Annotated in this window: 15 protein-coding genes; 9 read left to right on the forward strand and 6 right to left on the reverse strand. The window is 53.3% G+C overall.

Annotated elements, in window-relative coordinates; genetic code table 11:
- Positions 1-18: 18 nt before the first annotated feature.
- Positions 19-2,709: a tetratricopeptide repeat protein gene (locus tag soil367_RS10110; protein WP_136548993.1), complete on the forward strand. Its 2,691-nt coding sequence runs from the start codon at positions 19-21 to the stop codon at positions 2,707-2,709.
- Positions 2,710-2,829: 120 nt separating this feature from the next.
- Here soil367_RS10110 and soil367_RS10115 read toward each other — a convergent pair whose 3' ends face one another.
- Positions 2,830-4,281 carry a DUF2264 domain-containing protein gene (locus soil367_RS10115; RefSeq protein ID WP_172962318.1) on the reverse strand — a complete coding sequence of 484 codons (1,452 nt, stop codon included), beginning with the start codon at positions 4,279-4,281 and terminating at the stop codon, positions 2,830-2,832.
- A gap of 54 nt (positions 4,282-4,335) precedes the next feature.
- Complete coding sequence (xrt, locus tag soil367_RS10120) at positions 4,336-5,853, reverse strand: exosortase (RefSeq protein ID WP_172962319.1); 1,518 nt, start codon at positions 5,851-5,853, stop codon at positions 4,336-4,338.
- A 34-nt stretch (positions 5,854-5,887) separates the two neighbouring features.
- Between xrt and soil367_RS10125 the strand changes: the two genes are divergently transcribed.
- Together soil367_RS10125 and soil367_RS10130 are read left to right on the forward strand one after the other, a co-directional pair.
- Positions 5,888-6,079: a hypothetical protein gene (locus tag soil367_RS10125; protein ID WP_136548996.1), complete on the forward strand. Its 192-nt coding sequence runs from the start codon at positions 5,888-5,890 to the stop codon at positions 6,077-6,079.
- 94 nt (positions 6,080-6,173) lie between these two features.
- The gene (locus soil367_RS10130) at positions 6,174-6,881 is read left to right on the forward strand and encodes a hypothetical protein (protein ID WP_136548997.1); all 708 of its coding nucleotides are present in this window, start codon (positions 6,174-6,176) and stop codon (positions 6,879-6,881) included.
- 758 nt (positions 6,882-7,639) lie between these two features.
- Here soil367_RS10130 and soil367_RS10135 read toward each other — a convergent pair.
- Positions 7,640-9,130: a lipopolysaccharide biosynthesis protein gene (locus tag soil367_RS10135; RefSeq protein ID WP_172962320.1), complete on the reverse strand. Its 1,491-nt coding sequence runs from the start codon at positions 9,128-9,130 to the stop codon at positions 7,640-7,642.
- 469 nt (positions 9,131-9,599) lie between these two features.
- Between soil367_RS10135 and soil367_RS10140 the strand changes: the two genes are divergently transcribed.
- The 3 genes from soil367_RS10140 (at position 9,600) to soil367_RS10150 (ending at position 12,602) form a co-directional block, all read left to right on the forward strand.
- Positions 9,600-10,436, forward strand: coding sequence for a polysaccharide pyruvyl transferase family protein (locus soil367_RS10140; protein ID WP_172962321.1), 837 nt, complete (start codon positions 9,600-9,602; stop codon positions 10,434-10,436).
- Between the two features lie 68 nt (positions 10,437-10,504).
- Positions 10,505-11,440 (forward strand): glycosyltransferase family 2 protein, encoded by a 936-nt coding sequence (locus soil367_RS10145; protein ID WP_136549000.1) that lies wholly within the window; start codon positions 10,505-10,507, stop codon positions 11,438-11,440.
- A 229-nt stretch (positions 11,441-11,669) separates the two neighbouring features.
- Entirely contained in the window at positions 11,670-12,602 is a 933-nt protein-coding gene (locus soil367_RS10150) for a glycosyltransferase family 2 protein (RefSeq protein WP_136549001.1), read from the forward strand.
- A 6-nt stretch (positions 12,603-12,608) separates the two neighbouring features.
- Here soil367_RS10150 and soil367_RS10155 read toward each other — a convergent pair whose 3' ends face one another.
- From soil367_RS10155 to soil367_RS10165, 3 genes are all read right to left on the reverse strand, one after another.
- A complete protein-coding gene (locus tag soil367_RS10155; RefSeq protein ID WP_172962322.1) occupies positions 12,609-13,523 on the reverse strand; it encodes a glycosyltransferase family 2 protein in 915 nt (304 codons plus the stop codon).
- Complete coding sequence (locus tag soil367_RS10160) at positions 13,520-14,650, reverse strand: glycosyltransferase family 4 protein (protein ID WP_172962323.1); 1,131 nt, start codon at positions 14,648-14,650, stop codon at positions 13,520-13,522. The genes soil367_RS10155 and soil367_RS10160 overlap by 4 nt, the downstream gene beginning before the upstream one ends.
- Before the next feature lie 65 nt (positions 14,651-14,715).
- A complete protein-coding gene (locus soil367_RS10165; protein WP_172962324.1) occupies positions 14,716-15,495 on the reverse strand; it encodes a GNAT family N-acetyltransferase in 780 nt (259 codons plus the stop codon).
- A 699-nt stretch (positions 15,496-16,194) separates the two neighbouring features.
- On the opposite strand from soil367_RS10165, the gene soil367_RS10170 reads away from it, so the two are divergent.
- From soil367_RS10170 to soil367_RS10180, 3 genes are all read left to right on the forward strand, one after another.
- Positions 16,195-17,310, forward strand: coding sequence for a hypothetical protein (locus soil367_RS10170; protein ID WP_136549005.1), 1,116 nt, complete (start codon positions 16,195-16,197; stop codon positions 17,308-17,310).
- Positions 17,311-17,366: 56 nt separating this feature from the next.
- Positions 17,367-18,566: a glycosyltransferase family 4 protein gene (locus soil367_RS10175; RefSeq protein ID WP_136549006.1), complete on the forward strand. Its 1,200-nt coding sequence runs from the start codon at positions 17,367-17,369 to the stop codon at positions 18,564-18,566.
- Between the two features lie 343 nt (positions 18,567-18,909).
- Positions 18,910-19,728 (forward strand): THxN family PEP-CTERM protein, encoded by an 819-nt coding sequence (locus soil367_RS10180; RefSeq protein ID WP_136549007.1) that lies wholly within the window; start codon positions 18,910-18,912, stop codon positions 19,726-19,728.
- Positions 19,729-19,917: the final 189 nt, after the last annotated feature.

Genomic DNA, 19,917 nt, shown 5'->3' on the forward strand with positions numbered 1-19,917 from the left:
CAGTAAGGACGTGTGAACATGACTGCTAAGCGCGCTATTCAGGCCTCGATACTGGCGGCCGCCCTGAGTTTTGGCCTGGCAGGCTGCAACTCCTCCGAAGAACTGAGTCAGGAGGAGGCCCGCTTTCTCAGCCACATAGACCAGGCCAAGTTCTACCAGCGCCAGGGCGAGTTGAAGGCCAGCACCCAGGAAGCGCGCAACGCCATGGATCTGCTGCCGACCCATATCGAGCCGTACCTGCTGATTATCGATAACCTGGTCAAGGCCGGCGATGGCGCCAGCGTCGAGCGTCAGATAGCGACGCTCCGCGAGCGCATCGAAGACGGCGCTATTGAACAGCATACCGAAAACAAACTGCACCTGATGCTGGCGCGTGGCCACTACCTGCAGGGTGAATTCGAGCAGGCGCAGGCATCCCTCAGCCAGATAAAAGAACCCAGCAGCAGCCAGAAGCTCGAAGCCACACTTATCCGGGGCGAAATGGCCCTGGCTGAACGCGACCTGGACAAAGCCCGGGAGATCTTTACCACGGCCCGCGAGCAGGACAATCAGGACGTCATGCCGCTGGTGGGCCTGTCCAAGACGGCTTTCCATAACGGCGAGCGCGACAAAGCGCGGGACCTGATGGCCCAGGCGGAAGAACTGGACAGCACGGACACCGAACTCTGGTTGTGGAAAGCCCAGATGGCCCAGGAGGAAGAGCGCTGGGAAGATGCACGCCAGGGCTACGAAAAGGCGCTGGAGGACATCGGCCAGTACGATGTCATGACCTTCCGCAAATACGAGACCATATCTTCGTTGATCGAAGTCCTGCGCGCCCAGAATAAAGCGCAGGAAGCGTTCGTCTATGAAGAGATCCTGGCCAAGTCCGGCCCCGGTACCCTGCGCAGCAACTTTATTGCCGCCCAGGAGATGTACGAGGAAGGCGATCTGGAAGGTGCAGCCCGCGCCCTTGAGGAAATCCTGGCACAGGCAGCGACCCACGAACGGGCACAGCTGATGCTGGGTCTGATCCGCTTCCAGCAGGGTCGTCCGAAGGAAGCCGAGCAGCTTCTGGAAAGCCTGGCCAGCCTCAACAACGACGATGCCAGCCGGCTGCTTGCCGCCACCAAGCTTCAGCTCCGCCAGCCGGAAGCCGCACGTGAACTGCTGGACAACATCGACGAGAACGAGACCAACCCGGGCACGCTGGCGCTCGTCGGCATGGCTTCACTGGCATCCGGCGACCACGATACCGGCCGCCGTTATATCGAACGTTCACTCGAGCTTGATCCTGACAACACCGAGCTGCGCATCCGCTACGCGCGGTATCTGGCGTCGCGCGAGAACATGTCTGGCGCTATTGACCAGTTGAAGACGGCGATCGGCCGTACGCCGGACTCCGAGAACGCGTTTCTCACGCTCGCGCGGCTTCAGGCGGCACAACAGAACACAGCAGACGCTGCACAGACCCTGGAGAAATGGCGCAAGGCCCATCCCGACAGCATCCGCGCACTGATTTCCAGCGGCGATCTGGCCGCCAGCCAGGGCGAGAATCAGCGCGCGCGCCAGTATTACCAACAGGCTCTGCAGAAAGCGCCGGAGGATATCAGCGCCCGGGTAGCCCTGGGCAATCTCGCCCGTCGTAATGACGACCCTGCCGGCGCGCTTGAGCACTTCAAGGCCGCGCTGGAAATCCAGCCGAACAGCCGTGAAGCGCTACGGGGTCTGGTGCAGGTAAGCCGCGGGGACGAAGCGCGCTACCAGGAGACACTGAAGTGGCTGAGTGACCTCGGTGAAGCCAAACCTGAAGCCATCGGTCCGAAACTGGTACTGATGGAAGACGCGCTGACAAAAGGCGAATTCGAGCGTGCCGAGTCCGTGGCAAGCGCGATCGTCAACATGGCTGATGCGCCAACTGAAGCTGAGCCGCTGTTGTCATCCCTGTACACGACGGTCGCCCAGCAGGCGCTCCGGGAAGAGAACCAGGAACGTGCAACCAAGGTGCTTGAGCAGGGCCGCGAGCGCTTCCCGGACAATGAAAACCTGGCACTGATGACTTCGCGCCTCTACCTCAATCAGGGCAAAGAAGACCAGGCGCTGGACATCATCAGCGAGGTCAAGAAGAGCAATCCCGCGTCAGCGACGCCCTTCCTGCTGGAAGCCGAGTACCGGGTTGAGAACGAAGAGTTCGAAAAAGCCGCCAATCTGTTTGAACTGGCGCTGGAGAAAGATGACAACCCCGAGACGATCCTGAAGCTCTCCTCTGCCCTGCGTCGGGACCGCCAGCCCAGCAAAGCCATAGAAGTGCTGGAAACAGGCGCAAACCGCCATCAGAACAATGCCCAGATCCAACTGGCCCTCGCGATCGGGTACCAGGGTACTGACGAGACCGGCAAAGCGCAGCAGGCCTACGAAACGCTGCTGAAGCTGGCGCCCAACAATCCTGTTGCGCTGAACAACCTCGCCTGGATCTACCACGAACAGGACGATGACCGCGCGACCGACCTCGCCAAGCGCGCCTATGAGCTAAACCCCCGCTCGGCAGCTATCGCCGATACCTACGGCTGGATACTGTTCTCAACAGGCAAAGTCGAAGAAAGCCTGCCCGTACTGGAGTCCGCCTACGAGCTGGCGCCAACGGCGGAGGAGATCGCGCTGCACCTGGCAGAAGTCTACAAAGCTACGAATCAGGATGACAAAGCGCGGAGCGTGCTGGAAAAGATCTAGAAGAAAGCAGTCGACAGGTTAAGATCCATCGGGGCCGCATAATGACGGCCCCGTTTTTTTGCGCAGGGAATCGGTTGCAGAAACCTATAGCTGAAGCCTCGGCGGGCAAGACGTGGCCGCCTATTCCATGAAAAACGGCCTCGCCGAGCTGTAGAAACGTCGGCCGTATTTCGCCTCGAGACTCTTGGGGCGCGGCGGACTGCCGAAAGCCAGATTCTGCAACGCATGCTTTCGCCAGAAGTGCTCAAGCCTGGGGCAGGCATCTTCCGGGTTGTGCATTACCTCAATTGTTATGGTGTCCGTAGCTCGGGCGCCGGTTACTTTCCAGCCCGGCCCCGCTATCGGCACGTCATAGTCCCCTTGCTCCACCGGCAGAGGCAACGGCTCGCTGTTCCAGAACTCATGGTCGGGCGGGTAGTAAAAGGCCATAACCAGCGAGCGCAATGACCAGAGACTGCTTGCCGGGCCTGCGTAGGGGTCAAGGATTCGCGCATTTGAGCCATGGTAGCCCTGCGAAATGATACCGTGTCGCAGGGCGCCGTGCTGAATGAAGTACTGCCACGTCACATCCAGCGCGCGCCTCGCCTCACCCGCTGCCACGATGGCAGGATGGCTCTCGGCACCGGCCACCAGGGGCGCCGCCACCGCAATACGGTATTGCACGCTACGCCCCATTATGGGTAGACCTTGCGGCCCGATAAGATAGCGGTAGGTTTTGAGGAAACGTGCTTGTGCCGCATCGATGAAAGCGGGGTCCCATTCCGGGTCGATGCGATTGATCCACGTCAGCGCATAGTGAAAGCCCCACGCGCTGTAGAAATCGACCCGTCCCTCAGGACCATCCTTGAACCAGCCATCGCCGAGATGGAATGACTTGATGCGATCAAAGCGCTCGCGCACGCCCTCAATGCGCCCCGCGTGACCCAGCGATGCCAGAACCCGGTCTATCAACACGAAAAAGAGATGCCAGTTATTGTCGAGTCCCGGTCGCCCGTTGACGAGCGACAGCCAGTTAACGACAGCTTTTTGCTGGTCTTTGTTGAGTTGACACCAGACCCGGTCCCGGAGAAGCCACAGTGAAAGCGCGATATCGGCCGCTTCGACAATACGCTGGTTGCTCTTGCCGGGCATATCGCCCCAGTAAGTCGGCGCTGAAGGGTCCGTGCCTGCGATCAACCCGCGCTTGAACTCTTCACTAAGCAGAAGCTGGCGGTTGCCGGGCAGCGCGATCGAAGGGTCCCTGCCAGAGGCGCACCAGGCCGCAAATAACGGCATCATGCGCGAAAATCCTTCCAGCGCATCACATTCAGTGCCGCTCCAGCTGGGCAGTCCGGGGAAAACCGCGCCACATCCGGTCTGGTTGCGGTAGGTCACCCAGGAAGTCGCGAAATACCGCACCAATTCGTGGTAGGCATCGTTCTCCGGCTGATCGGACAGGAACCCATCAAGCAGCTTTTCGGCGGCACGGGGGAAGCGGTATCGCCTCAACAAGCCAGGCAGCTTGCGCCCCAGCCCAACCGCCAACCGGGTAAGCTCCTGCCCTTCCTGAACGTATTCTCTCGTGGTCTTCAAGGGAATCTCATCCTTGGCTTACCTGGGAGCCCCCATCAGAGACGCCCGCAGAGGTCAGTCCGGCTTCGCAAAACGAGCATCTATGGCACTTTCAGCCTGGGCCATGAGCTCCCCAACCCAGTCCTCCGCAGCCTCACGGGCATCACATTCGCCGCAGTGAACCGCGGCCGCCACCAATGACGCATCGGGGCGCCCATTGATAGCCGAATACAGCTGCAGCAACTTCGCACCTACCGGGTCGCTGGACCAGGCACCGGACACGTAGAAGCCATAGATAACCACAGCTTTGTCGCCAGTTGCCCTGTCTTTCAGGACCATGCCGGATACCGGCTCGCCATTCACAGTCAGGTCGAAGTTGCCATCAGGCTGCCACCGGCGAGTGTCCACCATGCGATTGCTGTCATGGATGAGTTCCTTGCCCGGCCCCTGGCTCTCATAGGTGAGAATATAAGACGCCGCATAGAAGTCCGGCATCGAGGCTCCCTGCCCAGGCTCCGCCCGGAACCAGGCGAACCGGTTCATGTGATCCTCACCCGAGAACTTCGGCTCCCATACCCGCCCCTGGCGCTGGAACAGCGGCGACCAGTTCTCTGGCGCATCCAGGGAGATACTGAACTTTTCCTGTACCAGCCGTGCATCACGCCCGCCCAGTACGCTCAGTGGCGCAAGCAGAATCGCTGTGGCGACCAGGGTCACCAGCCCAGCTTTGGCTGGAGACGCAGGCCGGCGGGGACTGTCCGCAGTCGAGGCGGATGGTTGCGACTGGACGGGTGTGCGCTCCAGACGGCCCGCCAGAATAAACAGGGGCACCAGGGTTCCCGCAAAAAGCGCCCAACCGAAAAAGTCGTGCTCATTGATCAGTGACGACGTCATATCGGTGACGTAGCCCTGGTAGATGATGACGAATACGCGAATCCAGTTCGTCAACAGCGCCAGGAACACCGCAAACGTAAACAGCAGGATGCGATTGCGCCAGAGGCGATAGTTGAGCTCGCTATAAACCGTCGCCAACGCCATGGCAACGATCAGATAGCGCAGGCCTGAACAGCCGTGGGCGATCTCAAACGCCCCTACCCCGATCAGGAATACCAGTACACCTTCGACCTCAAACTCAATGCCCCAAAGGCTCAACAGGACCTTATTGATCTCGACGGTAATAAGCTGCAGAGGCCAGGCCGCGTAATCCCAGAACGGGATGGCAAATACGAGCACGCCCACGGGCAGCAGAAAGCGCCACATTGTCGCCCAGCCCGCGACTGTCGCAATGATCACCAGCAGCATAGGCACAAGCAGAAACTGCTGCACAGCTTCTACATAAAGCAGCCCGGCGGCGGTATAAACAGCCACCAATACCCCGAGCACAACCAGCCAGAGCGGATGAAAGCCGACCCGGGGCGGATGCGCCCGCCAGGCCCTGACGATGAGATAGAGCGACACCCCGAAAATCATCCAGCCATGGGAGTACGCCTCATCAAATTTCATCCACCGCAGACCGATCTTCTCAAGCACGGGATAGGTCCCGGCCACAAAGGCGGCAAGCAACACGGCAAATACGGCTGTCGATCTAACCACTCTCAATCCTTCCATGCCAACAACGAAAGAAAACGTGAGCCAGCGCTCACTAAAGAGCGGTCAAGCTTGGGTTGGGCCTGAGCATAGCAAATTCGAGGGGCGGGTAGCAGGTGGGGAGGTAGAATTGCAGACCCGCTTCCGCCGGTCCTATGAACAGGTCCAGACTGAGTCGACTATCGTCGTGCTCGATAACGTGGATTGCGTCTGCTGGGCTAGCGGTGACTGAAGACATGAGTTTTTGCTCATACTGGCGCTCGCGCCTGTACTTTCGGTGCTATTTCCTTAGTATGACCATTTCAAGTCAACTAGAGGTCGAAACTGTGCAAAACGAACTCACCGTCAGACCCGGCGATGTTCTGAAAGTCCTGCTTACCGTAGGCGTGCTGCTTGTGGCCGCACAGATCGCCACCGTGATTTTCCGATTCGGCTTCGGTTACGAATACGTCAAAGGCTTCGTCCCGCTTTTCAACATGGATGGCGAAGGCAACTTCCCTGCTTACCTCTCCTTTATACAAATCCTGCTAGCAGGCCTCATCCTTTTTTTTATAGCTCAACTGGAGCGAAAGAATGCAGCCAAGCATGTCGTGGAGTGGTACGTACTCTCTGGCGGGTTCCTACTGATGGCTCTCGATGAAGGCATCATGCTGCACGAACGACTTGCGGCGCCGGTCAGAACGGCCTTGGACAGTGAGACGACAAACGTCGGCATCTTTTACGCTGTATGGACAATTCCCGCAGGTATTATCGTAATCCTCCTGGGACTGTACTTTTTGAGGTTCCTGCTTGCGCTGGAGGCTGTCCACCGATTCCGTTTCATGCTGGCCGGCGCGCTCTACCTTAGCGGCGCTATCGGGATGGAGCTCGTGGGCATGTACTATTTCAAGGCCGTCGGCGGGGATGATGCGATCTTCGGGGTTTTGGTGACTATTGAGGAAAGTCTTGAGATTTTCGCAGTTACGGTCTTTGTGTGGTCATTGCTCAAATACTGTCAACAGCGCTACAAAGCTGTCTCGATTCGGCTTTATTAAGACGGCTTAGGCTCCCTCGACTGCGCCTAAATAGCAGTTTTGCACGACGCTCTGGTTAACATATTACGTGCCGCCAGCTAAAGAGGAAACTGGTGTTGTATTGGACCTACCGTATCTTTTGAGCATAATTGATGGCCGCATTCCCAAACAATTTATTCTCTCGGAACGGCAGATCGATCCGCCGTGTGGCTGGGAAACGGCCAATGTCGGGACGTTCGATCGAATTGCCCGATTGATGGCCATGCATGGCATCCAGGCATCGAATGCAAGAAGCGCAGACGTTTAGGACATCGATCTCATCGTTTACCGGGTACCAGGAATTATCTGGAGCGGGATTTCTCTGCTCTGGAGTTGGACACCAAGTGGATTATGGACTTTGATTATATCCGCGAGAACTTAGTGCAATCCATTAAAGGTATCGCAGATTATTAAAAACGTTGAGCCGGACCTGAAGCAAGAAATAAAAAAGAAACTAAAAACGATGATCCTGCGCTAGGCAATTGAAAAGTTGAGGCGGAATTATTACTTGATTAAAGAGTCAACTTCAAACTCAGGTGGCCGCGGGAGTATAAAATTTCGCTTAGCACTTTAGCTATTTCTTATATACGCTGCCTGGCGCGAAGATTGCTTCACGCGGGCGAATAACTCGGTGGCATTCAACGCTTACGCGTGTATAGCATAAACTGTACTCACACCCTAGAAATCACCACTCTTTCGAACACCACGTGCAAGGCTGGGGCAATTGAGGATATTAAATGTTAAGCACGCTTGAATCTCAATAATATTTTCCTCGCAAGCTCTAGAATCTCGGTCTCTGCCCCTAACGGCCTGCCGGCCAAGAGCCATAACGCAAGATGAGTGGCGGGATAGACTATGGCACCGATCAAGCAGAAAAATAAAAGTCCTAGTGACTGCTCCAATACAGTCTCATCAAAGTGAATCGTTTCGCGGGCTTGATAAACGACAAAAACCATAAGCAGGCCACTGACTAGTGAGCGCCAACACATAGATACCTGACGGAAAGGCGATAACTGAATGATATGGTTAACCATGTACAGATTTAGCACGATATTAATAAGCCCTGTCCCAAATCTCGCAACAATTAAGCCTGGTAGCCCGTAGAGCAGCAATGCGGCGACCACAATGGGGACGCGTACTGCGAAAAAAATTAGCTGCCTAGTAAACACAGCTTTCGTTTTTCCCGTCGCAAATGCAAGAGAAATAGCGGGGCCGACGAATGACTGCAACGCAAAATTTATTGCGAGTACCTCGATAACAAATATAGCCTCAGACCAGCGCTCGCCCAGCACAAGATTTACCATAGGTTCAGCAATCACGCTAAACCCGGCACCAAAAGGAAATACAAGCGCGAATAACAGGTATTGAGTTCGCCTGTAAGAGACCGCCAATTTTTCCTTGTCGTCGCTAAAAAGCGCAAACGCCGGGAACAAGGGTCGCCGCAGAGGGTCAAGAACCTCTTTGGTAGGTTTTTGTGCGAGATCGTTACCTACCCTGTAAGCGCCTAGCTGCGATGCTGTGAGCGTCGCGCCAATGATGAGCGTGTCGATATTTGAGTTGATAGCGTCCAGTGCAGAGCCCAGGGTCAGCCAGCCGGTGAACGCCCAAATTTCCCTTACCTTGCTCAAAGACACACGCGGCAGAAAAGGGACGAACCAATAACTTAAAATTACCCGGCTCAATCCAGCAAACGCGGTACCGGCTATCAGGGCCCAATATGTTTGATACAAGTAAGCCAGAACACCCGCAGCCACAACAGACAACAGCTTCATTACTACCATAATCACGAATTCTCGCGAGTACGATAGTTCTTTCTCGAAAAAGACATATTTGGGATTGGTCAGGCACCGAAAAAAGGTGATTAATGCCAGGATCAGCATCACGCCTGTTAGACGGCCATCTTCATAGAGAGCCGAGAGCGGAAAAGCAAGCAGAGCTATGACGATTGCAAGCAACAGCCCCCTGAGCGCCCCCAACGTCCACGCGGTGTTGAGGTGAGCGTTGGTCACTCGTTTGAAATTTATAAGAGCAGAACTTATCTGGACAGAGGTAAAAGTTTCGGCCAAAGCGACGAAGGTGCTTGCCAGGGCGATAAGCCCAAAATCATCCGGGGTCAGGAGGCGAGCGAGTATCAATGTACTAATAAAAGCCAACACATTAACTACGATGTTAGCAAAACCAAGCCAGGCGCTACTTTTTACAACCGATGTCGAAATGTTTTTAATAGCCATACTTCTTTCCGATAGCCACAGCATGTTTGCCCGGTCGTTGCAATTGCGACGTTAGACCCCGGCCGAAGGGACAGATATTTATTGTTGCAGTCTCTGGGGAACTGGCCGAAAGGACGTTACCTCGAGAAACGGTCCTTTTTTCGCGGCCGGCAGTATACCATCTAATCTCCGCCCAACTAAAAAACGGGGATTCGGGAGGCCTTTCCCTGGAGTTCACTATGAGCCGCGACCTTGGGGTAGTGCCTTGGGAGAAAGCGCTGCGCCTCGAGCAGTGCCTACACTCAGCCTGGGAAGAACTGCAGGTGTTGTTGCGTTTTTCCATGCGTAAATGACACGCCAGCCACTCTGAACGATGGCTTTAACTTGGCCAAAATGGCATTATCTCACCCATTTCTGCCTCACCTCATCTAGTAGGCCACGGGAACCGGCGACGCTAGAAGATATACGCCTGAGAACCAGCAGAGGTTACATGTTTTCAAACGCTCTCAGAAAATCAAAAGCCATTGGCATTGACTTCCTCAACATAAAGGTCTTAGGAAAACTACCAACTTTTTATTACAACAAAGTAAATAACGTTGGCGATATTCTTAATGCTTTCTTGCTTCAGCAAGTTTGTGGGAAAGACACTTATATAGTCCGGACCAGAGTTTTCAGGCACGTCTTGCCTATAGGAAGTATCCTGCACTTTTCATCTCCCACCAGCTACGTTTGGGGTAGCGGGCTCATCTCGCCCGGGAATCCAGAAAACGTGCAGTTTGCCAGCATCCTCGCGGTAAGAGGACACCTGACCCAGGCAGAGATCAGCAAGCAGTCAGGCGTTAACCTAAAGGTTCCGTTGGGCGACCCAGCCCTGCTCATGCCACGCTATTACACCCCCGCTTCTAGTAGGAAAACGCACCGCATTGGCCTGATCCCCCATTATGTTGACCAAGATTCGGAAATCATCCGGGCAGCCCGCGACCTGCCTGGTTTAAAGATAATTTCGGTACAGCAGAGCCATGATAGCTTTATCAATGAAATCGCGAGCTGCGAAGCTGTTTTTTCTTCCTCGTTACACGGGCTCATCCTGTCTGATGCTTACGGCGTTCCCAACAAGTGGATTTCCTTTTCCGACAAGATTATCGGCGGTAGCTTCAAATTTAGGGATTATTACTCTACAACAGCTATGCCGGACGAGGCGTGCGCTCATGTAGAGAACGCCTCTGAGTTGACCGACTTGCTTACGAAAGCTAAAACTCTGGCAACAGTGAAGCCGTATCATGGGGACCTGAATCAGTTAGAACAGGTTTTGAGAAATAGATTCTAGAAAGTTTTCCAAATTATTTTCAGGCTTGCCACGGCCAACGTAAGGTTTCCTGATTCGATAGGTTCAAAATGATCTCTGTAGTGATTCCGACCTACAATGGGTCCCAGACCCTCCCGTCACTTCTCGATGCGCTTCTGGAGTTGAAAGAACCCGAGGGAGGCTACGAGATAATTGCAGTAGATAATGCGAGTACCGATGAAACGCCAACTATACTGGCCAGGTACTGCTCACTGCTACCACTTACAGTGCTGTCGGAAACTAGGAAAGGGAAATCGTTCGCACTAAACACCGCCTTTGAACGGGTCGGCGGCGACTTCATTGTTTTTGCGGACGACGACGTCATCCCGAAGCCTGACTGGCTCTGTCAGTTTCTGCTTGCAGCTCAGACCTACCCGGACGTAGATCTTTTTGCTGGCCAAGTGCGTCATAAGTTCGAAACTAAACCACCCGAGTGGCTGACAAGGCTCTGTGCGGAAGGGCTTTCCTACGGAGGAACACCTATTTCTCAGCAAGAAGGCCCCATCCATGGTCGCTTCTTTAAGGGAGCGAACTTTATGGTCTCGAGAAAAGTACTCGCCGCTGTAAAGTTTTCGGTCGATCCTACATTTAATTTCGGTGAAGCTGAGCAATCCAGCGGCGGCGAAGACACAGATTTTGTCCTTCGAGCTATTCGAGCCGGGTTTAAGGCGCGATATGTGGCCAATGCCGCTGTTGCCCATATTGTCAGGAAGGAGCAGGTGTCTATTCGGGCAGTTGCCGATCGGTATTTCAGAATAGGCCGCTCCAATGTACCTCTTGAAACTGAGTTGGAGACAGCTCCCACTATGCCGATGCTATTTGGCTATCCCCGCTACATCTATAAAAAAGTTCCGGTGGAGCTCACCAAAGTAGTGGCATTTAGACTTTCAGGCAGGAATTATAGCTCTGCTTTTCTTCTCATCCATCTCGCCATGGAGGTCGGCCAGCTCTATGAGCGAAGGAGACGTCTTAAGCAAAGAGCATAGAGGATCACCTCTAACTGTATTGCTCTACTGCAAGTAGTTAAGAGGTATGTATATATCCCAACTGTTTACGTCCCAAATCGAATGCTCGAATAAGAGCAGCCCAACCGGTACAGCTCTTAAAAAAAGGCATCGATCGGTCGAGCCACGGTTTCTCGTCATTGGATCCTGAAGCTGCGGACTATGCACACTCAAAAAGACGACGAAGTTTTTAATTGGTAGAGGTTGAACTATGTTTATATCCGTTCTGCTGGCGACTCACAATCGCGATTCAATATTAGAGCGAACTCTCAAGAGTATGCTAGACCTTAAAATGCACGGGGCTGAGTGGGAACTGATAGTTATCGATAACGCCGGTAGTTCAGTTACGAAAGCTATCTGTGAAAAATTTGGTCAGCGCCTTCCTCTTCTTTATCTTGTCGAGACTAAGCCTGGGAAGAACAATGCGTTAAATCGGGGTCTCAACTACGCCAAGAGCGACCTTCTTGTCTTCACAGATGACGACGTAATCGTAGAGCAGGACTGGCTTTGGCAACTCTACAGCGCAGCCCAAAGATATCCCGATCACGACCTTTTTGGAGGTAAAGTAGAGCCTTATTTTCCCCCTGGCGTTAAGCTTGATGCCCGCATAGTAATAGATCATCCGGTCACTAGAGTTGCATATGCGGCCGTTGACCTGGGTCAAAACGATCAGCCTACAAGCGCTAGCTCTATCTGGGGGCCAAACATGATGGTTCGACGCCGGGTGTTCAATGCCGGTTTGGGATTTGACCCCAACATTGGGCCGAGACAGTCGGCTAGTTATATTATGGGCAGCGAAGCTTCGCTGCTGCTGCCTGCAGAAAAGGCTGGCTTCAAAGGGATGTACGTCTCTGGCGCGACAGTCAATCACCAAATACGGCCTGAGCAAATGAAATTCGAATGGTTTCGGGCGCGTGCGCAGCGAATGGGCCGAGGCAAAGCGGTCAACAGCAAAGAAGAAATTGCTAAATTCAAAATGGTCTTTGGGGTGCCAAGGTTTCTGTATCGTAAGTTAGTGAAACTGTTTCTGATGAAGTCGATAAGCCGTGTCTTTTCTTCGAAGGAACAACGCTTTGACAATGAGATGCAGTATTATTCGTGGCTAGGTTTCTACAAACAGTATCGGGAGGGGATCCCTGAGTAGAACGCGTTACCCGCGGCGAATATTATTCAGTATAAGATCTTTTGCTACCTCATATAGCCTCTTCCTCTTATAGAGATGGGCATCAAACAGCCCCTTTCGTAAGATCTTTATAAACTCTGGGTAATTCTTTGAATAAGCGGAGTGGCCCAAGAACTCAAGGTATTTACCTTCCCTACGTTTCCTCAACGACGCACCCGTTACGGTTTCGCTTACATTCTTTTCCAGTATACGAAGGTGCGAATTGAGGGTCATCCAATTGCCGTAGCCGGCTGTAGCGCTGTTGGCGTGCTTACGGTAGTAAAATAATGGCTCGTTGACTGTCGCGAAGCTATTGTTCAGGGCAGCCCGAATCCAGATGTCCCAGTCCTCCCCTGTCTTGAGGGAGGGATCGTACCTCAGCCCGTTTTCGAATACCTCGCGTCTCGCCAATACGGTATTGAAGATCACGTATTTGGTCGTGTCCATATCCAAAAGTAGCGTCTGGTATGCAGCTGAACCAAGGTCTGGCGGATAGCTCTCCCCCAGCCACTTACGCTCACCATGCTCCACGACGAAACGGCGTATTCCGGTGGTAACGATGTCGGCGCCAGAATCTTCAAGTCTATTCAGTTGTTTCTCAAGCTTGCTTGGTGCGTAAAGATCGTCCGCATCCAGAAAAGCAAGATGCCCACCTTTCGCCTTGTCTATCCCAGCATTTCGCGCCCGAGATACACCACCGTTCTGGCAGCGAAGATGAATGACCCGGTTGTCCTCAGCCTCCAGTCTCTGACATAAGTCTGCCGTACCGTCCTTTGAACCATCGTCTACGATAATCAGTTCCAGGTCATCGAAGGTCTGGTTGAGGACGGATCTGGCTGAGTCCTCCAGCGTCGCCTCGGCATTGTACGCAGGCATAATGACTGAAATTAGCGGTCCACTCACGCCCAGGCTCCTATTTTTCGGCCGATACGCTCCCAGAGGGATCTCCATGACTTCCCACTCTCGGGAATAAACGCTGGCCGGTAGTACGGCCATGAAGAGCAATGTTCCTGCGCTTTACCCAGCTCGACATCGTAAGCGGCAGCGATCCTGTCGAACGAAAATTTGCTTCTACCTACGCCCACAGCTGATTCCGAGTATTTCTGCCATTTCGCCTCATCATCAGCAGTTTGCACGATCCATTGGGCTAGTTGATCCGCCTTACCCCAGTCGACGACGTAGCCGTTTTGTTCATGAAAAAGAAAGTCCGAGATTACCTCCCCACAGTCATACGCCGCTACTGGTAGCCCTACAGACAACGCTTCAGCCGCCCCGTAGCAAAACCCTTCATAAGAGGACGTCAGAATCCCCATCTGCGCGTTTGCCAGCTCGTGCTGTAACTCACTCCATGGCATGCTCTCGACAAAGGAAATGCGGCTGCCCAAGCCCGACCGCTCAACTGAAGCCTGGTAGCTTTTTTTGTCAGCACCGTCCCCGACCAGTTTGAAGTGCACATTTTCTGCTCGGCTCACCACTTCACGCGCAACTTTGAGTATCTCGGAACAGTGCTTCTGCTCCTCTTGAAGGCGGCCATGGTAGACCACCGTAAAGGGGCTTCTCGTGTAGTTGGCCCGGAAGTCCCCGTCGAGGCTCACGTAATGAGGTATGTAAGCAACCCGAGAACTGTTCCTGGGGTTAAGCCGCCTTTGCAGGACCTGACGGGTTTTCTCTGAAGCGCAGACGAACACAGAGATGAGCTGCTGATAGCGTAGCAGGCTTTCGTAATAGCTCTCGTGGTCGTTGTGGCAGACTCCGACCACAACGAGGGGCTGGTGACGTGAACTGATCGCGGCTGCAGCGTAAGAAATCTTGCGATAGTTAGGCACGAAGACGCCAATACTATTGCCGGTCAGGTAACCCGCTATTGCATCAATCTCCTCGTCAGGCGCAGCCTCCGGTGATAGAAGAAACGAATGGTCGGAGTGCTCAAGTAGTAGCTTGAGTAACTCACGCTCCTGGTCATTTTTCGGCTCGTGAGATACAAGGTGAGTCTGATAGCCCAGATTTTTGAAAAGCTTCAGGCTACGCACTGAGTAACTCCAAACGCCACCACGGGAGTTACAGTCACAGTACACGCTGATTTTCTGTCTCGCCGTCATACTGCCAACCCACTGGTTTTCTGCCGATCCGAGCGCTGCATTCTCGCGGCTTTTCGCCGAGCTACGGCATCTTTTGCACGGTAAAGTGCCCGATGAAATCCTGAACGGACGACCATCAACGAAACCAGCTCTTCTTCATCTGTTGCTAAATGCTTTTTATAATCTGTTTTTTTTCCGCTACCCGCCAGTAGGTCAAAGCGCTCAACTGTTTCGTCTGCAAAGGCCTGCTCCAGGCAAAACCCGAGATGAAGCACCCCCAACGCGACCTTTTTGTGAAAGTTCTCTACGTAACCCGACTGCAGGTTGTAACTGCAGCTCTGGTAAACCACGTTATACACAACCGATGTGGGGATTCCTTCTACCGTTAGCACGGACAGATCCGGCCTCCCGCCTTCCTCGTCTACTGCCTGCAAAAATGCTTTATGGAACTTCAGACTGGTAGCATTGAAACAGGGCGCCCCCCAGCGCTGCTCATGAAAACCATTCAGTAGCTCGAAAAACCTGTCAGTTTGGCCCGGCCAATAATTTTCGAGCGCTACACGTCCGAGCTGAGCGAGCACCTTTCGTCGGTTAAAAAGCTTGAGGCGCGTGCCGCTGCCCAGCGTGGCGAGGTACTCTTCAAAAGACTTCGACGTCTGCACTGAATATGCTTTGTCTCGGTGTACTTCCCGAAGGCTCCAGCCATTGCTCGCCGCCCACGAGCCAATCGCCGAGGTCTCCGAAGACGCCGCATGCACATCACGAAACACAGCCTCGGTCCAACGGAATGCTGCCATGTCATCCAACCGAGCTCTAGCCGCCTTGGCGTCTCCAGAGGATGAGAGACAATTGTACTCGGTCCGGGGGGTAGATAGTCTGCGATAGTTCGTGCCCACAAACTGAAGACACTGTACGGGAATGAGCGACCGTATGCGGTACCGGTCTATATAGATACCCGATCTCTGATTAAGCGGGGGATCAATAAGCGCAAAGCCATGATGCTCGCCCCACTCCTTCCACCACGCAGATTGCCAGGCTAGCGATTGAAAAACGCTCATACAGACCTTTTCGACAAGGGAAGCAGTGGCACTATCTTATCCCCATCTGAAACGCAGAGGCTCATAATCTGGAAATCACCGTCGTGTTCAGTTTGAGCGGATGCTACCAGAATAATCCAGCAGCGTTGCAAACGTTGCGAGAGTGACATGGGCTCAAGCTAAAAGATTACGTTTTTATAACGGTTGGGGGAACGGGCCATCGCCATCGTTCAAGGCTGCAGTTCGTTCATGTTTATCAGCAAGATGCTTGAGACACGGCAGAAACGTTGTAGCCAGCCCTTCATGGTACCAGCTGCAGCTGATAGGGCCGACGTCAGCAGTTGAAGTTACGCTTCGGTAGTGGCCCACCACAGGTATTCGGGTACGATACAGAGCTAATTCAACAGCTCACTCTCTTCGCAGCCTTAGCGGGGCCTGCGGCAACCGGTAAGGACAGTTATGCCTTCCATACAGAAACACCAGAACCCTTTTTCGCATAAGACTCGGTGGCAGTTGAATTCGTCCCGTTTGGCAGGCTTTCCCGCTTACGTTGTGAAGCTTGCTTTTACCGCAAGCATAATCTCGGCAACAGTTCCCGGCTGTGCAACGTTTGCCAGTCCACAGAACTTACCCGAAATCAGTGGAGTTGAAAGAGTGGGTGGTCCGCACGAAGAATTCCTGATTCGCGGCTCTAAGTTTTCCGCTGCGGACCACGAATGGATCGTAAAAGATTCTGGAGCCGAAATTTATCTCTACGAGAACGGGGAGATTGGCTCGGTCTCACCCGACAAGCTTTGGGAAAAGGGCGGATCACCCTGGGCGAAACCCCTCGAGCGCGTCCAGGATGAAGTTGGGCGACAGGCGGATTATCAAGCTAAAGGTAAGAGCTTCAACAGTTTTCTCAAGCCCCTGGACGACAAGGGCAGCACACAGCTCTTCGTATCGTGGCAGTTAAAGCTATCAGAGAGCCCCGGGCACTCCAAAGGCTCAAATAAATTCATACGCGTCTGGGACGACACCAGCGGAAAGGGAACACGCGTTTCGTGGACGCAGATGCATTTAACGTATAGCGGCAGTAAAAAACCCTCCTGGGGAGGCTGGCCTGGCAAAAAAGACGAATGGAACCAGATGAGTTTGTGGGTCGATGGAAACAAAGGTGCCATTCAAGCTCGGGTGAACGATACGCTCTCTCACGATATTCATGATTTCATAAAGGCCGATACCCCAGAAGGCTTGAACGTAGCACTGCTTGGTTTCGATCCAAACCGCAGCACCCCATATAAGGATATGAAAGTCGAGATTGACGAGCTGTACGTGTCTTCGACCCCAGCGCGGGTGGTGATTTCGGATGAATCAACCTGGGCCCAGGCTCAAAACCGTCAATCAATCCAGATCCCTATCCTGTGGCGCGAGAGCGGTATCCGGTTTGTGTATCAGCCCGCCGAATACCTTGAAGATAAGCGTTTCCTCTACGTCGTAAACAAGCACGGCGAAGCCAACCGAAACGGCTTTCCTTTTGACGGCGAAGTTAATTCTGGCGCTGAGCCTGAGTCCAAAAAACGTACACCTGGTTGAGGTGCGTCAGGCCCCTGATCCGTTAATCCACCGAACCCTATCATTGGAGCTAATTAGTGCGCTGTATCCTGGTTTACAAAGAGGATTACCCGTGGGACGTCAGGGTAGAAAAGATTGCAAAGAGTCTTGGCGAGGCTGGTCACGATGTAACCATCCTTTGTAGCAACCTCGGGCGGAAAGACAAACATGAGCAATGCGAACATTTTGACATCCGCCGCCTACCAAGCTTTAAAGGCCTACCGGACGCGTTGGTAAAATGGCTCCATATGCCGTTCTGGTTCAATCCTGTCTGGCTGTGGGCGATTTTCTCGATTACTGCGGGTCAGAAAGGGGTGATCATTGTTCGTGACCTTCCTCTTATCAAAGCGGGGATCTGGATCGGGAAGATGCGTCGCTGGAAAGTTATTCTAGATATGGCGGAATGCTACCCGGAGATGTATGCCTCGATGGCACAGTTCGGCAATGACTCTCTCAAGACCAGGCTCACAAACAGGCTACTCAAGAGCCCCTCAGTGGCAGCTCGCTATGAGAAAAAAACCGTACCCCAACTAGACCACACGCTGGTGATGATTGAGGAGTCACGGGATCGGCTTTTGCGGCTAGGAACGGCGCCTGAAAGAGTCACTATAGTAAGCAATACCCCTCCCCTCGACAAATTTGGTCATAAAACTGTAAAGCACGAGTCTAACGATATTCGCTTGGTATACGTCGGGTTCCTTACCCGTATTCGAGGCCTGGACATACTTATAAGGGGTATTCGCAAATTCATCGACCGAAACGAGTCGAACTCTAAAATTCGGTTCGACATCGTTGGCAAGGGCGCTGCCAAACCAGCGCTCCAGTCGCTCGTATCCGAGTTGGGCCTTGAGGAAAACGTGATAATCCATGGCTGGCTGGATCAAACAGACGTGGAAGAGCTTATGGACCAGGCCAATGTCGGCGCCCTCACCTACCGCGTATGTGGGCACTGGAATCACACCATCCCCAATAAGATATTCGACTATATGCTGGCCGGGCTACCTGTGCTTGCAACCGAAGTTGTGCCGATAGCACGGATCATCCGGGAGAGTGACTGCGGAGTCGTCTGCCGAGATCAGAACGTTGATGATGTCGCAGCGAATTTGTTGCAGCTAAGGGACCCTGATCTTCGCCAAAAGCTTGGGCAGAACGGGAATCGAAGCATTCAAGAAACATACAATTGGGAAAACGACGAGGCAAAGCTCAGAGAAGTGATCGACCAACTCGACCTCGCCTGAACCTTTTCCCGATTTAACAATCTTTCTTCCGTCGTCGGTTCGCCCAGAACTCCGTTGTTGCTGAACCTCGGTTCATCGCCCCTTGTTTTTGCGCCACTTTCTTACTAAGTGAAAGGATCAACGGCCAATGCTGACTCATTTCGACGTTAGCCTGACAGACCAGTCGTCGTCGAATTATTTTACATTTCAGTAAACTCGTCTTAATGACCTATATTTCATCTTTATGTTTTTTAATGCATTTCATACTTTGGCTCAATATGTGCTTTATGCATATTTGCGATGAGATCTAGCTTGTTCTGATCCATACGGACCTTGGACCCACATTTCACGGAGCCTTTTGCTCATGAAAACCTTTAAAAAACTGCTTGTTACTGCAACAGCTACGCTTCCTCTTCTCGCGGGCGCCCAACTGGCCCACGCCGCCAAGATCACCAACTGGGGCTATAACATTGATAACAGCTTCGAGAACGTCGCTGAGAATGTTGGATCCGCTGGTGGCTCCGTAGTAGGCGAAGGCACCGCGCAACTGATCTGGGGCAATGGCCCACAGAGCTCAGTTTCCATCACTGGAAACCTCAACAGTGCAAGCGGTTTATTTACCGATGGCGCTTCAGTCGCTGGTGGCACCTTCATCCACCAGAACAACAAGATTGGTGTAGATGATACTGCACTCGCAAGCTTCGACCTGACAAGCTCGCTGACGCTGACACCCTTCGAGCCTGTTCCTGGAGCAGCTTTTGATCTGCCAACGATCACCTTCGCCAGCTTCTTCACGGAAACGCCTAACCAGGGCGGTTGTGATGTAGACTCTGACTCAACCTGCGATGATATCTTCTCGTTGAATGACGATTCTTTTGGCTTCGTGAACGACGAAGGCAACTTCGTATTCCAGGCGCCGAGCTTCATCATTGATGACTACAGCTATACGGTTCTTCTGGAAGTAGACGGGCTCGGTGTTCTGACAAACAACCAGTGTGCCCTGGCTGGCGCACCTGTCGGCTGTATCGGCTTCACCACGCTTGAAAACTCTAAGAATGATTTCTTTAGCAATGTGTCGATCACTTCCCAAGTGATTCCTGTACCTGAGCCTGGCTCAGTTGCCCTGCTCGGACTGGGCCTGTTAGGGCTCGGACTTGCTCGTCGACGCACGACCAAAGCCTGATCACTCCGGCTAACGCAAACATCGGGGGCTCGTGTAGCCCCCGATGCGTTTCGAACCTCCGCCCGACTTCATCCAAATCTGACCACCTGCACTAGATTGGTTACCCTTTCACTGCCATTGGCCCCAGCCCAAGTATCGACCGCATGAAACTCTAGGCCTTGAGTCATTAGTGCCTTTTAATGCTTAAGA

The organism is Hydrocarboniclastica marina (assembly GCF_004851605.1).
GTDB lineage: Bacteria > Pseudomonadota > Gammaproteobacteria > Pseudomonadales > Oleiphilaceae > Hydrocarboniclastica > Hydrocarboniclastica marina.